We start from the raw sequence: 14,524 nt of genomic DNA, 5'->3' as shown, positions 1-14,524 counted from the left end.
GCGCGAGGGCGCAGCCGGGCGAGGCCCGGTCGAGGAGAGGAGGTCGGTCATGGCCGTCTTTGCAGGGTCGTTCCACCTGCCTCCACCAGCCTCGATCGAAGGATCAACCCACCCGTGCGTGAACCTGACTTCCCGGCGCCGCAGCGCCGTGGCCGCGGCAAGAGCCGCTTCGACGACGACGAACCGTACTTCCTGAAGCGTGGCCGGCACGCCGAGCCGGCCCTCGCCGAACCCGACGACGAGCCCGACCTCGAGGACCGCTGGTCCTCCTGGGACGAGGCCGTGCACGGGCCCGAACCCCATCCTGAGTGGCTGGTCACCGAGCTGGCCGCGAAGGACACCGAACTCGGCGTGCTGAAGACCGGCAAGGAGGCGGACGTCCACCTGGTCCGCCGGGCGGTGCCGGACACCGACCGGTCCTGCCTGCTGGCGGCCAAGCGCTACCGGGACGCCCAGCACCGGCTCTTCCACCGCGACGCCGGCTACCTGGAGGGGCGCCGGGTGCGCCGGTCCCGGGAGAACCGGGCGATGGCCGGCCGGACCGCGTTCGGCCGGCAGATGATCGCCGGGCAGTGGGCGGCCGCCGAGTTCGCCGCCCTGGCCCGGCTCTGGGAGATCGGCGCCGACTCCGGGCGGATCGCCGTGCCGTACCCCGTGCAGCTGCTCGGCACCGAGCTGATGCTGGAGTTCGTCGGGGACGCGGGGGAGGGGCAGGCCGCGCCGCGGCTGGCCCAGCTCCGCCCCGACGCCGCCGAGCTGCGCGACCTGTGGGAGCAACTGGTCGACGCCCTGGTCGTGCTGGCCCGGGCCGGGTACGCACACGGTGACCTGTCGCCGTACAACCTGCTGGTGCACCGGGGGCGGCTGGTCATGATCGACCTGCCTCAGGTGGTGGACGTGGTGGCCAACCCGCAGGGGCCGGAGTTCCTGACCCGGGACGTCCGGGTGGTCGGCGCCTGGTTCGCCGCCCGGGGGCTGCCCGCCACGGACACCGATCCGGCCGAGTTGACCGGACTGCTGCTGCGGGAGGCGGGCATCCGCTGAGCGCGCCGCGTCCCGGGCGGGTGACGGCCCGCCCGGGACGTCGGTCCGCCGGCCGCACCGGCACCGCCGGCCGGGGTGGCCCCCGGGCCGGCGCCGCCCGGGGCGGTCCACCAGGTCACTGGAGGTAGCGCTCGACCTCCGACAGGGGGCGCTCGCCCTGGGCATCCGGGTCGCCGTGCGCCTGGCGGGCCGCCCGCCGGCGGCGCAGCAGGTCCCAGCACTGGTCGAGGGACTCCTCCAGCGCCCGCAGCCGCTCCCGGGCCGCGTCGTCGGTACCGGCCTCGTTCTCCTGCGCGGCCGCGCGCAGCCGGTGCTCCTCGTCGACGAGCTCGGAGATCCGGTTCAGGATGGTCTTGTCGTCCATGCCCGAAGCTTGGCACAGGGCGCCGGGGCGCGCGCACGTTCTCCCCGCCGTCGGTGCCGGGCGGCGAAAGGGGTCGCGGAACGCCGGTCACCGGGCTACGGTGCCTTCCCACGATCACCGTCGTGCGTACCTTTCGGCCGTCCGACGCCGCGACCGTGGCCGAGCTGCTCCGGGCCGCCGCGCCGGACCAGGTGACCACGGCGGACTTCATCCGCTGGCAGACGGTCACCGCCCCAGCCGCCGAACGGTACGCGCTGCTGCTCGCCGAGGCTGGCGGCGACCCGCTCGGCGTCGCCCGTACCGGGCTGCTGCACGAGAGCACGGAGCCTGGGCTCGGAACGGCCCGACCTGAACCGCCGGCTGACCACGGCGGCCCTGGTGGACGACGTGGTCCCGTCCTTATCCCTGGCGCCCCGCGACGGTCGGGACCGCTACCAGTCCGGGATGACCGGCACCCGGCGCGTGTACCGCGGTCGTGGCCTGACCGGGCTGGTGAAGCTCTCCTCGCTGCCCCGGGCGCGCGACGTCGGCCACCAGGACGCGGCCACCACCAACGATGCCGGCAACGTGGCGATGCTGGCCATCAACCGCCGGCTCGGTTACCGGTTGGCCGCCGGCGAGTGGCGGTACCGGCGGGATTTTCACGCCTGAGCCCTCCTGTCAGCTTTGTGGAGGGTGGCGGTCTCTCCCCGAGAATTTCTCTTCTTCCGGCTAGAGAAAGTCGTTGTGACAATGGCATGCTGCCGGCAGCCGTAACTGGACACAGTTGAGTCGCAACATTGCGTTGTGTAAGGGGGTTCACCGCAGGTGGGAGCGGCAGTCACAGAGACCCGGCCCCGGCGAGCGAAGTCGGTGCCGCTGCGCCAGGTGCTGCCCAGCATGCTGCGTGACCCGGCCCGGGCGCTGGTGAGCTTCGGTGAGCGGGCGGGGGGAGAGGTCGTCCGGCTCAACTTCGGGTCGTTCCGACCCTATCTGGTCACCAATCCGGAGCACGTGCAGCAGGTGCTGCGCGAGAAGGCCGGCAACTACGTACGCGCCGGCCACGACCTGCATTGGCGTCCCCTCAAGCGGCTCTTCGGCGACGGCATCCTCAGCGACGGCGAGCCCTGGGCGAACAGCCGACACGTCCTCCAACCGCTGTTCACCGCGCGCCGTATCGACGGGCTGGTGGACCGGCTTGCCGAGTCGATCGAGGAGGCGATCGACGAGCTGGACGGTCCCGCCCGCGCGGGTCAGCCGGTTGACATGGGCGCGGAGCAGGCCCGGATCGTCTGCTCGGCGGTCATGCGGGTTCTCTTCGCCGACAAGATCTCCGTACCGGACGCGTTGCGGATCATGGAGGCGCAGGATTCCATCGCCGGATCGGTGATAGCGCGCATCCTCGTACCGTGGGCGCCGCTGGCCGTGCCGATGCCCGGAGACCGATCGTTCCGGCAGGCTCTCGAGCTGATCGATGAGCTGCTGATGCCGATCATCCGCGCCTCGCGTGAGACTGCCGAGGCAGACGGCGACGACATCGTTGCCACGCTCTGGCGGGGCCGCACTCCCGATGGTGGTCGACTGGACGAGCGCCAGGTCCGCAACGACACGGTGGCCATGGTGGCTACCGCCACCGAGACCACGATCAGCGTGCTCACCTGGCTCTGGCCGCACATCGAGCGGGACCCGCGGATCGCCGAGCGGCTTTACGAGGAGATCGACCGAGTGGTCGGCGGCGGGCCGGTCCGCCGGGAGCACCTGGGCCAACTGCGGTACACCCGGCAGGTGCTTGACGAGCTGGTGCGGCTCTACCCGATCGGGTGGCTCTTCCCGCGCTCCGCAGTGGAGGAGGACGTCATCGGCGGAGTGCGGATCCCGGCAGGCTCCACCGTCGTGGTCAGCCCGCTGATCACCCACCGGATGTCGACGTTCTGGGACAACCCCGAGGTCTTCGACCCGGACCGATTCGCCCCCGAGCAGGTCCGCGCCCGGCACCGATGGGCGTACTTCCCGTTCGGCGGGGGCCCACACCAGTGCATCGGCATGCACCTGTTCTACCTGGAGGCACAGTTGATCGTGGCCACCTTGCTGAGCCGCTACCGGTTACGCCTGCAGCGTCCCGAAGTGCCCGGCGTCAAGCTAGCAGCGGCCCTGCGCCCCCGCGACCGGGTGGAACTGACCCTGCATCCGGTCGCGAGCGTCGCCGCGTGACCCCGATGCCGATGGACGGCGCCGACCAGTGGGCCATGGCCGCGGAACACGGGCGGATCTGCGCCCTCGCCGCAAAGGGGCAGCGCGACCTGCAGCAGCGCGCGGACTCGTACCCGGAGCTCTTCGCGCCCCAAGAGTTCGACCCGGCGCTGTCTGGCAGCATCGCGATGACGATGGCGTTCAGCGCCCCCTGGTGCGACGCCGGCGAGCTGCAGGTCGCGAACCGCCTGGTGCTCTGGATCTTCGCGCTCGACTGGCTGATCGACTACGACGCAAAGACCCGCGAGGACGTTGATCGGCTCACCGCGGGCTGTCTCGCGGTCGCCGACGGCGCCACCCCCGAGCCGGGGGACGCCCTCGGCGGCTTCCTTGCCGAGATCCGGGACGAGCTGGCCACCGGGCCGGCATACCGGACCCACGGCCCGATGTGGCGGGCGGAGCTGCGTCGGGTGCTGGACGCCATGGCCCGGGAGTGGGACTGGAAGCAGGCCGGGAGCGATCGGCTGCCGACCCTCGAAGAGTACCTCGGCAACGCGGCCAACCTAGCCTCCACCGTGGTCAACGTCGTGCACTGGATCCGTACCGGCGACCCGGCCACGCTGTCTCAGCTCGACGAGCTGGTGACGGTCAGCGACGAGGTGCAACGGATTCTTCGCCTCGTCAACGACCTGGCCACCTACGAGCGCGACCTGCGCTGGAAGGACCTCAACGCCCTGCGGCTGGTCGCCGATCCGGTAGAGGTGCGCCGGCGCCTCGACGAGTTGGTCGGCAACGCCCGAGCACTGCTCGTCCCGCTGTCGCAGAACTGCCCGGTGCAGGCGGACTACCTGACGCGGCAGCTCGGCTTCAGCAGCGGGTTCTACGGATCGACCGACTTCTGGGGAACGACGTGACCACTTCACCGGCCGAGCTGCAGGTCCAGGTGGAGACCGAGGTCACCGGGGCGGCCCGCGAGCTGCTTGCGGCGATGGCGCTCGAGCCCTCGGGCCGGGTCAGCCCCTCCGTGTACGAGACCGCGCGGGTCGTCGCCGAGGCACCCTGGTTGACGGGCCACGCGCGACGGTTGACGTACCTGCTCGGCAGCCAGCGCCCCGATGGCGGCTGGGGCGCACCGGGCGGGTACGCCGTGGTGCCGACGGTGAGCGCCGTGGAGGCGCTGCTCGGCGCGCTGCGCGCCGGCGGTGGGGACAGCCGCGGGGAGCCGTCCCGTGCCGAACTGGCCGCGGCGGCCCACGGCGGGCTGGTCGTGCTCTCCGGCAGGCTCGCGGAGGGAGCGTCCCTCCCGGACACTCCCGCCGCCGACCTGATCGTGCCGGCCATGGTCGCGCGCATCGACGATCATCTGGGCTGGTTCGCCACGCACCGCGGCGGTGGATTCGACAGCCCGCTGCCGGCCCTGCCCAAGGTGGACCGACGTCGGCTCGACGCGCTGCACGCGCTGCTGGCTGCCGGGCGGCCGGTGCCGCAGAAGCTGCTGCACGCGTTCGAGGTGCTCGGCTCCGTCGCCCGCCGCCACCCAGGCGTCGCTCCGATCGCCGGCGCCGTCGGCGCCTCCCCAGCGGCCACCGCCGCCTGGGTCGGATCGCCAGCGGGCGGCGACCGGGCGGCGTTGGACTACCTGGAGGCAGCGGTCGGTCCGTACGGCGGGCCGGTGCCTTGCTGCACGCCGATCACGGTCTTCGAGCGGGCTTGGGTACTGAGCACGCTGGCCCGTGCCGGGGTGCCGGTCCGACCGGCGCCGAAGCTGGTCGCCGAACTGGCCGCCGCGCTCGGACCAGAGGGGACGGCCACCGGCCCGGGGCTGCCGGCCGACGCGGACACCACCTCAGTGGCCCTGTACGCCCTCGCCCGGCTCGGCCACCCGGTGGATCCGGCAAGCCTGCTCCACTACGACCTGGGTAGCCACTTCTGCACCTGGCACGGGGAGGATGGACGTTCGGTCACCACCAACGCACACGTGCTGGAGGCGCTGGGCTGGCATGCCCGGCACTCCGTGGCCGGTGGCGGCCGGTACGGCACCCGGGCCGTCGCGCTCGCCGGGTGGCTGCGGGATCAGCAGGAGGCCGACGGGAGGTGGACCGACCGCTGGCACGCCTCGCCGTACTACGCCACCTCGTGTGCGGTCTCGGCGCTGGACCGATACGCGCCGAGCGGGGTCGGCGGGGAGGCGGTGGACCGGGCGGTCGACTGGGTGGTGGCCACCCAACGGGCGGACGGCTCGTGGGGCCGCTGGTCCGGGACGGTGGAGGAGACGGTGTACGCCCTGCAGGTGATGCTCGGGGTTGGGCGGCCGACCCGGCCGGGAGTGCGGGAGGCGGCGCACCGAGGGCTGCGCACGCTGGCCGTCGAGCACGATCGCCGCGACGACCCACCACTGTGGCACGACAAGGACCTCTACCGGCCGGTGTTCATCGTGCAGGCCGCGACCATCGCGGTGAGGCAGCTTGCCCTGACCAGACCGGACCTGGTCGGGCCCGGACACGTGGGCGACGGATCGTGCGTGGTCGAAGGATCCATGATCAGGAACGCTTGAGTGCTGATGCCGACACTGCTAGCGTGCGCCGGGGTCGATGTGCGCGCTGCGCGCACCTGACCGACGGATCACAGGCTCAGGCCAGGGACGGTGTAATGGGTTCCCGCAGTTCGAATCTGCGTACCAAGGTTGTTGCCCTGCTCGCCTCGCTGGTTGCGCTCTGGGGGTTCACCGCCTGGGTCACCATCCGAGATGGGGTGAACCTGCTCGGCGTGCAGGCCTTCAATACCAAGGTCGCCAATCCCACCGAGCCGCTGCTGCTGCAGCTGCAGCTGGAGCGCCGCACGTCGCTGACCTATCTTGGGCGGCCCGACGACGAGCAGCGGGCGGCGCTGGCCAAGGTGCGGCAGCGGACCGACGAGCTGACCGCCGAGTTCAAGGAATCCAGCGACAGCTGGCAGGTCGGTCTGTTCGGCGACGACGCCCTCGATCGACGGATCAACGAGCTGGTCGGCGAGCTGGATGCGCTGCCCGGCAGCCGCGCCGCCGTCGACCAGATGAGCGTCGACCGGGCCGAGACCAACGCCATCTTCACCGGCGTGATCGAGTCGATCTTTGCGGTCTACGACGCCCTCGGCAACCTGGACGATGAGCAGGTCGCCGAGGATACCGCAGCCCTCATCAGCCTCAACCGCTCCCGGGAGCTGCTGTCCCAGGAGGACGCTCTGCTCGCCGGCGTGCTGGCCGCCAACCGGATCACCCAGGCGGAGCAGGCGCAGTTCACCCGGATCGTGGGTGCCCGCCAGTTCGTGGCCAGCCAGGCAGTCGTTCGCCTCCCCGCCACCGACCAGCGCCGCTATGACGAGATGATCGACGGCGTCACCTTCCAGCGCCTTGCCGAGCTGGAAGACCGGGTCATGAAGGGAGGCGGCCGGGCTAAGCCGCCGCTCACCGCGACCGAGTGGAACGACACGGCCGAGGGTGCCTTGGCGGAGATCGTTCGCGTCGTGCACGCCGGTGGCGACGACGTGGTTGATCGGGCCGCTCCGGTCGCCATCGGTGTCATCGTCCGACTGGTGCTGGCCGCCGGCCTCGGCCTCCTTGCCGTCATCGCGTCCATCATCCTCTCGATCACCACCGCCCGGGCGCTCGTACAACAGCTCGAACGGCTGCGTGAGGCCGCGTTCCGGCTGGCCAACGAGCGGCTGCCCAGTGTGGTGGAGCGGTTGGGCCACGGCGAGGAGGTCGACGTCGCCCGGGAGGCGCCCCCGCTCGAGTTCGGTGACGACGAGATCGGGCAGGTCGGCAAGGCGTTCAACGTCGTGCAGGAGACCGCCATCCGGACCGCCGTCGAACAGGCCGAGCTGCGCCGCAGCGTCCGCGAGGTCTTCCTCAGCCTGGCCCGGCGTACCCAGGCCCTGGTCCACCGCCAGCTCACCCTGCTCGACGCGATGGAGCGCCGGGAGCACGACGCCGAGGAGCTGGAGGACCTGTTCCGCGTCGACCACCTGGCGACCCGGATGCGGCGCAACGCCGAGAACCTGATCGTCCTCTCCGGCTCCACCCCGGGTCGGTCCTGGCGGCGCAACGTGCCGATGGTGGACGTGATCCGCGGCGCGGTGGCCGAGGTCGAGGACTACACCCGGGTGAACGTGCTGCCGATCGGGCCGGTGTCGCTGAGCGGCCGGGCCGTCGGTGACGTCATCCACCTGCTGGCCGAGCTGATCGAGAACGGTCTCTCCTTCTCGCCCCCGCACACCACGGTCGAGGTACGTGGCCAGATGGTGGGGAGCGGCTTCGCCATCGAGATCGAAGACCGGGGCCTCGGGATGAGCGGGGAGGAGCTGGCCGCCGCGAACGACCGCATCGTGGACCGGTCCGAGCTGAACCTCGCGAACGCGACCCGGCTCGGCCTCTACGTGGTCAGCCGGCTCACCGAGCGGCACGGCGTGAAGGTACAGCTCAAGGAGTCCCCGTACGGGGGCACCACGGCGGTGGTGCTGATCCCGCTCGAACTGGTCACCGAGGACGGGCCGGACGCGAGCACCTCGGGCGGCTTCCGGGCGGGCACCGGCACCGCGCCGGACGCGGACCTGCCGGTGGCGTCCGTCGCGTCGGACGGCGGGCGACTCGAGTCGGCAGGCGATGGAGGGCCCGAGCGGGCCGTCGAATCGTCGGCCCCGGTGGCCCTGGCTGAGACGCCGGCCATGCCACAGCCCGCCGAGGATCCGGTGGACGCGGCGGAAGCCCCGGCTGCCCCGGTGCCGGGAGCCGAGCTGGACGCGCCCACGGTCACCGCGTCCGGGCTGCCGGCGCGTACCCGGAGGCGGCAGTCGGCGCTGGAGGGCCCGACCGTACCCGTGACCACGGTGGGCGGGCCGACGTCGGACGCGCGCCCTGCGAGCGACGGGGCGACGGATGCCGACGGCCCGGGGCGGACCGACTCCGGCCTGCCGGTCCGGGTCCGCCAGGCCAGCCTCGTCCCGGAGCTGCGGGACGATCCGTCCACCCCGGACACCGATGAGGACGAGGAAGCGGTGCGCCCGCCGGAGCAGGTGCGCCGGATGATGAGCTCCTACCAGAGCGGCACCCGGCGTGGCCGGACCGACGCGGCGCGGCTGCTCGGCGGGGCGCGCGAGGCCGGTGACGAGCCGGACCCCGGGGACGAGCAGGCGACCTGATCGGGACGCCGAGGCGGCGCATCCCAGACGAGCACGGCACACCAGCCAGGGAGAAGAGGACGACGAGTGGCGCAGAAGACGGCTTCGAGCGCAGACCTGACGTGGCTGCTGGATGACCTGGTCGGCCGGGTCAAGCAGGCGGAACACGCCGTGGCGCTCTCCACCGACGGCCTGCTGATGGCCGCGTCACGGGGGCTGAGCAGGGACGACGGCGAGCACCTGGCGGCGATGGCGGCGGGCATCCAGAGCCTGGCCCGGGGCGCGGGCAAGCGCTTCGGCGGTGGTCAGGTGCAGCAGACCATCATCGAGATGCAGTCGTCGTTCCTCTTCGTCACCGCGGCCGGGCGCAACGCCTGCCTGGCCGTGCTGGCCTCCGAGAACGCCGATGTCGGCCTGATCGCGTACGAGATGGCGATGCTGGTGACCCGGGTCGGCCGGTTCGTCGCCGCACCGACGCGTGAGCCGTCCGACGGCGAGAACCCGGCACGATGACCGGCCAGGCGGAGCCCGCCGAGCAGGAGTGGGTGGACGACCACGCGGGCCCGGTGGTCCGCCCGTACGCGGTGACCGGCGGCCGGGCCCGCCCGGTGACCGGCACCTTCGACCTGATCTCCCTGGTGACCGCGACCCGGGCGGACGTGAGCGTGGAGTCCGGGCTCGGCCCGGAACACGTGGCGATCGTCGGCATCTGCCAGCGGATGCAGTCCGTGGCCGAGATCGCCGCCCACCTCGACCTGCCGGTGGGCAGCGTTCGGGTCCTTCTCGGTGACCTGGCGGCCCGTCATCTGGTGCAGGTCCGCGAGCCGCGCGCGACCCACGCCGGCCTTCCCGACGACAGTGTTTTCGAGGCGGTAATCAATGGACTACGGGCACTCTGAACGGCCGGCGGGAGCGGCGCCGCTGCCCACCGCTATCAAGATCCTGATCGCTGGCGGCTTCGGGGTCGGCAAGACCACCATGGTCGGCGCGGTCAGTGAGACGCGCCCGCTGCGGACGGAGGAGGTGCTGACCGAGAGCGGGGTCGGCATCGACGACCTCTCCGGGGTGGAGGAGAAGAGAACCACCACCGTGGCGATGGACTTCGGTCGCATCACCATCAGCGACGACCTGGTGCTCTACCTGTTCGGCACGCCCGGCCAGGACCGCTTCTGGTTCGTCTGGGACGAGCTGGCGCTCGGGGCGCTCGGCGCGGTGGTGCTCGCCGACACCCGGCGGCTGGCCGACTGCTTCCCGTCGATCGACTACTTCGAGGAGCGGGGCACGCCGTTCGTGGTGGCGGTGAACTGCTTCGAGGGCGCCAAGAAGTACCGGCTCGACGAGGTGCAGGCGGCGCTCAACCTGGATCCGGGCGTACCGGTGGTGCTCTGCGACGCGCGGCAGCGGGCGTCGGCCAAGGAGGTGCTGATCACGCTGCTGGAGCACGCCCTGAAGCTGCGGGAGGAGCGCCGCCGGGCCGCCGACTGAGTCCTTGGCCAGGCGGCTGCCCCGCCGATGACGGTCCGGCGGGCGTCCGACGCCCGAAAACGGCAGGACCCCTTCCCGCGAGTGCGGGAAGGGGTCCTTTCGGTCTGCGGTGTCAGCTGGCGATCATGCGACGCAGCACGTACTGCAGGATGCCGCCGTGCCGGTAGTAGTCCGCCTCACCGGGGGTGTCGATGCGGACCACGGCGTCGAACTCCACGCCGGTGTCGGTGGTGACCTTCACCGTACGCGGGGTCTCGCCGTCGTTCAGCGCGGTCACGCCGGCGATGGAGAAGGTCTCCGTGCCGGTGAGCCCCAGCGACTCGGCGGTGGTGTCGACCGGGAACTGGAGCGGCAGGACGCCCATGCCGATCAGGTTCGAGCGGTGGATCCGCTCGTACGACTCGGCGATGACCGCCTTCACGCCGAGCAGCATGGTGCCCTTGGCCGCCCAGTCGCGGGACGAGCCCGAGCCGTACTCCTTGCCGGCCAGGATGACCAGCGGGACGTCCGCCTGCTGGTACGCCATCGAGGCGTCGTAGATCGAGGTCTGCTCTCCGGTCAGGTGGTTGACCGTGAAGCCGCCCTCCACGCCCGGGACCAGCTGGTTGCGCAGCCGGATGTTGGCGAAGGTGCCCCGGATCATCACCTCGTGGTTGCCCCGGCGCGAGCCGTACGAGTTGAACTCGTGGCGCGGCACGCCGTGCTCGGCGAGGTACTTGCCGGCGGGGGAGTCCGCCTTGATCGAGCCGGCCGGGGAGATGTGGTCGGTGGTCACCGAGTCACCCAGCTTGGCCAGCACCCGAGCTGGACCGATGTCGGAAACAGGCGCCGGCAGGCGCCGCATGCCCTCGAAGTAGGGGGGCTTGCGGACGTAGGTGGAGTCGCTGTCCCAGGCGAAGGTGTCGCCGGTCGGGGTGGGCAGCGACTGCCAGCGCTCGTCGCCGGCGAAGACGTCGGCGTACGCGGAGCTGAAGCCGGTGGCGCCGATCGCCGAGGCGATGACGTCCTGGATCTCGGCGCTGTTCGGCCAGATCTCCCGCAGGAACACCGGGTTGCCCTGGCTGTCCTCGCCGATCGGCTCGTTGGCCAGGTCGATGTCCATCGTGCCGGCGAGCGCGTAGGCGACCACCAGCGGCGGGGACGCCAGGTAGTTCATCTTGACGTCCGGGTTGATCCGGCCCTCGAAGTTCCGGTTGCCCGACAGCACCGAGACGACGGCGAGGTCGGCCTCGTTGACGGCGGCGGAGACCTCCTCCGGCAGCGGGCCGGAGTTGCCGATGCAGGTGGTGCAGCCGTAGCCGACCAGGTTGAAGCCGAGCTTCTCCAGGTACGGGGTGAGGCCGGCCCGGTCGTAGTAGTCCATGACGACCTTGGAACCGGGGGCCAGGGTGGTCTTCACCCACGGCTTGCGGGCCAAGCCCTTCTCCACCGCGTTGCGGGCCAGCAGCGCTGCGCCGATCATGACCTGCGGGTTGGAGGTGTTGGTGCAGGAGGTGATCGCGGCGATCACCACGGCGCCGTGGTCCAGCTCGTACTCGACGCCGTCGGCGCCGGTGACGCGGATCGGGTTGCTGGCCCGCCCGCCCGAACCGACCGCCGCGGTGGCCAGGTCACGCGGGGCGTCGGCCGGGTCGTTGACGGCGTTGGCCGGGGAGTCGCTGGCCGGGAAGGACTCGGCGCTGGCCTCGTCGGCCGGGCCGTCGGCGCCGAACGGCTTCTCCAGCTGCGGCACGCCCGGCGTGCGGCTCGGGTCGCCCCCGGTCTCGTCGGCGGCCACGTAGTCGGTCAGCGCGGAACGGAACAGGGTCTTGGCCGCGCCCAGCGGCACCCGGTCCTGCGGGCGCTTCGGGCCGGCCAGGGACGGCTCGATGGTGCTCAGGTCGAGCTCCAGCCGCTCGGAGTACTCCGGCTCGTGGTTCGGGTCGTGCCAGAGGCCCTGCTCCTTGGCGTACGCCTCGACGAGCGCGACCTGCTGCGGGTCGCGGCCGGTCAGCTCCAGGTAGCGGACGGTCTCGGCGTCGATCGGGAAGATCGCGACGGTGGAGCCGTACTCCGGGGACATGTTGCCGATGGTGGCCCGGTTGGCCAGCGGCACCGCGCTCACGCCCGGGCCGTAGAACTCGACGAACTTGCCGACCACGCCGTGCTTGCGCAGCATCTCGGTGATGGTGAGCACCAGGTCGGTGGCGGTGGTGCCGGCCGGCATCTCGCCGGAGAGCTTGAAGCCGACGACCCGCGGGATCAGCATGCTGACCGGCTGGCCGAGCATCGCGGCCTCGGCCTCGATGCCGCCGACGCCCCAGCCCAGCACGCCCAGACCGTTGACCATCGTGGTGTGCGAGTCGGTGCCGACCACGGTGTCCGGGTACGCCTGGCCGTTGCGCTCCATGACCGTGCGGGCCAGGTACTCGATGTTGACCTGGTGCACGATGCCGGTGCCCGGCGGGACGACCTTGAACTCGTTGAACGCGGTCTGGCCCCAGCGCAGGAACTGGTAGCGCTCCTTGTTGCGCTGGTACTCCAGCTCGACGTTGCGCTGGAAGGCGTCCTCGCGACCGAACAGGTCGGCGATGACGGAGTGGTCGATGACCAGCTCGGCCGGCGCGAGCGGGTTCACCTTGGTGGCGTCGCCGCCGAGGTCGCGGACGGCCTCGCGCATGGTGGCCAGGTCCACGACGCAGGGCACGCCGGTGAAGTCCTGCATCAGCACCCGGGCCGGCGTGAACTGGATCTCCACGCTCGGGTCGGCGGTGGGATCCCAGCCGCCGAGCTGCGCGATGTGGTCGGCGGTGATGTTCGCGCCGTCCTCGGTCCGCAGCAGGTTCTCCAGCAGGATCTTCAAGCTGTAGGGCAGCCGGTCGTGGCCCCGCACCTTGTTGATCTTGAAAATCTCGTAGCTCGCGTCTCCGACGCGTAGCTGGGTCTTCGCACCGAAGGTGTCGAGGCTCGCCACGTCGTACTCCTTCACACCAGCGACCGTGAGTAGTCCTGAGCAGTCTGTCGCACCGGTCGGGAGGCTGCCCGGGTTAGGCAGCACTTACCGCCGATTCTCATCTCAACAAAACCGTACGTCCGTCTTGCTATTCACGCAACCTCATGCCAGGGTTCGGGACGAGGAGGTGCCCACCATGATCCATCACGTTCTGCTCGCCTGCCCACGCGGTTCCGAGGATGCGTCCCGGGCCTTCTACGGCGGCCTGCTCGGCCTGGTCGAGAAGCCCAAGCCGCCGGCCCTCGCCGCCCGCGGTGGTTGCTGGTTCACCGGGTACGACGCCGAGCTGCACCTCGGCGTCGAGGACGACTTCCGGCCCGCCCGCAAGGCGCACCCCGCCCTGCTCCGCCCCGACCTCGACGCCCTCGCCGCACGGCTCGTCGCCGCTGGTCACCCGGTGGCCTGGGGGGACGACGAGGTTCCCGGCATGCGCCGGTTCCACACCCACGACCCGCACGGCAACCGGCTGGAGTTCCTCGCCCCGATCGTCGCCGGCTGAACGACGGCTGCCCCCGACGCGACGCGGACGGCACGGCCGGATGGCCGCCGGATGGAGCGCGCCGCCAGGACGCCGGACCGGGGTAGGGTTCGAGGTCGGACCGGAAGGGGTGGTGGTGGTCGACGTACAGCACTGGCTCTCCGCGCTTCCCCCGGGTGTGATCTACCTGATCGTCGCCGGGGTGATCGGCGTGGAGAGCATGGGCGTTCCGCTGCCCGGCGAGATCATTCTGGTCAGCTCCGCGCTGCTCGCCGCCGCCGGGGTGGTCGACCCGTTGTGGGTGGCCAGCGCCGCTGCGGCCGGGGCCATCGTCGGCGACTCCATCGGATACGCCATAGGCCGGCGCGGCGGCCGCCCGTTGCTCGCCCGGCTGGGCCAGCGCTTCCCCCGGCACCTCGGCCCGGCCCAGATCGCCCGCGCCGAGCAGAGCTTCGCCCGGCACGGCGTCTGGGCGGTCTTCTTCGGCCGGTTCGTGGCACTGCTGCGGATCCTGGCCGGGCCCCTGGCGGGCGCGCTGCACGTGCCGTACCGGCGGTTCCTGGTGGCGAACGCGGCCGGCGGCCTGGTCTGGGCCTTCGGCACCACATACCTGCTCTTCACCGTGGGCCGGGCGGCCGAGCACTGGCTCAAGGACATCTCCTGGGCCGGCCTGGCCGTCGCGGTCCTCGCCGGCCTCGGCAGCACCTGGTGGCTGCGGCGCCGGGCCCACCGCCTGGCCTCGGCGGAGACGGTCGCCGAGGCCGCGCCGGTGCGGGCCGGCAGCGACCACTGACTCCGGAGACACCGAACGGCCGGCCCCGGGGCGGGGCCGGCCGGT

At 71.8% G+C, this 14,524-nt stretch carries 13 protein-coding genes; 11 read left to right on the top strand and 2 right to left on the bottom strand.

Features of this window, described 5'->3' with window-relative positions; translation table 11 throughout:
* Positions 1-114: 114 nt before the first annotated feature.
* Complete coding sequence (locus ACNAVT_RS27205; RefSeq protein WP_416300288.1) at positions 115-1,044, top strand: RIO1 family regulatory kinase/ATPase; 930 nt, start codon at positions 115-117, stop codon at positions 1,042-1,044.
* Between the two features lie 115 nt (positions 1,045-1,159).
* On the opposite strand, the gene ACNAVT_RS27200 is transcribed toward ACNAVT_RS27205, so the two are convergent.
* Positions 1,160-1,408, bottom strand: a complete 249-nt coding sequence (locus ACNAVT_RS27200; protein ID WP_089006151.1) for a DUF2630 family protein — start codon at positions 1,406-1,408, stop codon at positions 1,160-1,162.
* Between the two features lie 378 nt (positions 1,409-1,786).
* Here ACNAVT_RS27200 and ACNAVT_RS27195 point away from each other — a divergent pair, with 378 nt between their 5' ends.
* The 8 genes from ACNAVT_RS27195 to ACNAVT_RS27160 all read left to right on the top strand — a co-directional run bounded on the left by ACNAVT_RS27195 (position 1,787) and on the right by ACNAVT_RS27160 (position 10,216).
* Positions 1,787-2,059, top strand: coding sequence for a hypothetical protein (locus tag ACNAVT_RS27195; protein WP_416300287.1), 273 nt, complete (start codon positions 1,787-1,789; stop codon positions 2,057-2,059).
* A 201-nt stretch (positions 2,060-2,260) separates the two neighbouring features.
* Entirely contained in the window at positions 2,261-3,598 is a 1,338-nt protein-coding gene (locus ACNAVT_RS27190) for a cytochrome P450 (protein WP_416300335.1), read from the top strand.
* Positions 3,599-3,603: 5 nt separating this feature from the next.
* On the top strand, positions 3,604-4,491 hold the full coding sequence (locus ACNAVT_RS27185; protein ID WP_416300334.1) for a terpene synthase family protein: 888 nt from the start codon (positions 3,604-3,606) through the stop codon (positions 4,489-4,491).
* Entirely contained in the window at positions 4,488-6,131 is a 1,644-nt protein-coding gene (locus tag ACNAVT_RS27180; protein WP_416300286.1) for a prenyltransferase/squalene oxidase repeat-containing protein, read from the top strand. The genes ACNAVT_RS27185 and ACNAVT_RS27180 overlap by 4 nt, the downstream gene beginning before the upstream one ends.
* Before the next feature lie 95 nt (positions 6,132-6,226).
* Entirely contained in the window at positions 6,227-8,752 is a 2,526-nt protein-coding gene (locus tag ACNAVT_RS27175; RefSeq protein WP_416300284.1) for a nitrate- and nitrite sensing domain-containing protein, read from the top strand.
* A gap of 66 nt (positions 8,753-8,818) precedes the next feature.
* Positions 8,819-9,244, top strand: a complete 426-nt coding sequence (locus tag ACNAVT_RS27170) for a roadblock/LC7 domain-containing protein (RefSeq protein WP_416300282.1) — start codon at positions 8,819-8,821, stop codon at positions 9,242-9,244.
* Entirely contained in the window at positions 9,241-9,630 is a 390-nt protein-coding gene (locus tag ACNAVT_RS27165) for a DUF742 domain-containing protein (protein ID WP_416300280.1), read from the top strand. Before ACNAVT_RS27170 ends, ACNAVT_RS27165 begins: the two co-directional genes overlap by 4 nt.
* Complete coding sequence (locus tag ACNAVT_RS27160; RefSeq protein WP_416300278.1) at positions 9,611-10,216, top strand: GTP-binding protein; 606 nt, start codon at positions 9,611-9,613, stop codon at positions 10,214-10,216. The genes ACNAVT_RS27165 and ACNAVT_RS27160 overlap by 20 nt, the downstream gene beginning before the upstream one ends.
* A 112-nt stretch (positions 10,217-10,328) precedes the next feature.
* Here ACNAVT_RS27160 and ACNAVT_RS27155 read toward each other — a convergent pair whose 3' ends face one another.
* Complete coding sequence (locus ACNAVT_RS27155; RefSeq protein WP_416300276.1) at positions 10,329-13,184, bottom strand: aconitate hydratase; 2,856 nt, start codon at positions 13,182-13,184, stop codon at positions 10,329-10,331.
* A gap of 160 nt (positions 13,185-13,344) precedes the next feature.
* Between ACNAVT_RS27155 and ACNAVT_RS27150 the strand changes: the two genes are divergently transcribed.
* Together ACNAVT_RS27150 and ACNAVT_RS27145 are read left to right on the top strand one after the other, a co-directional pair.
* Complete coding sequence (locus ACNAVT_RS27150; protein ID WP_416300274.1) at positions 13,345-13,707, top strand: VOC family protein; 363 nt, start codon at positions 13,345-13,347, stop codon at positions 13,705-13,707.
* A 115-nt stretch (positions 13,708-13,822) separates the two neighbouring features.
* Positions 13,823-14,479, top strand: coding sequence for a DedA family protein (locus ACNAVT_RS27145; RefSeq protein ID WP_416300273.1), 657 nt, complete (start codon positions 13,823-13,825; stop codon positions 14,477-14,479).
* Positions 14,480-14,524 lie beyond the last annotated feature (45 nt).

This window comes from Micromonospora sp. SL4-19 (assembly GCF_047921475.1).
Classification (GTDB): domain Bacteria; phylum Actinomycetota; class Actinomycetes; order Mycobacteriales; family Micromonosporaceae; genus Micromonospora.
The sequence above is the reverse complement of the archived record's forward strand: the minus strand, read 5'-3'. Positions and strand labels throughout refer to the sequence as shown.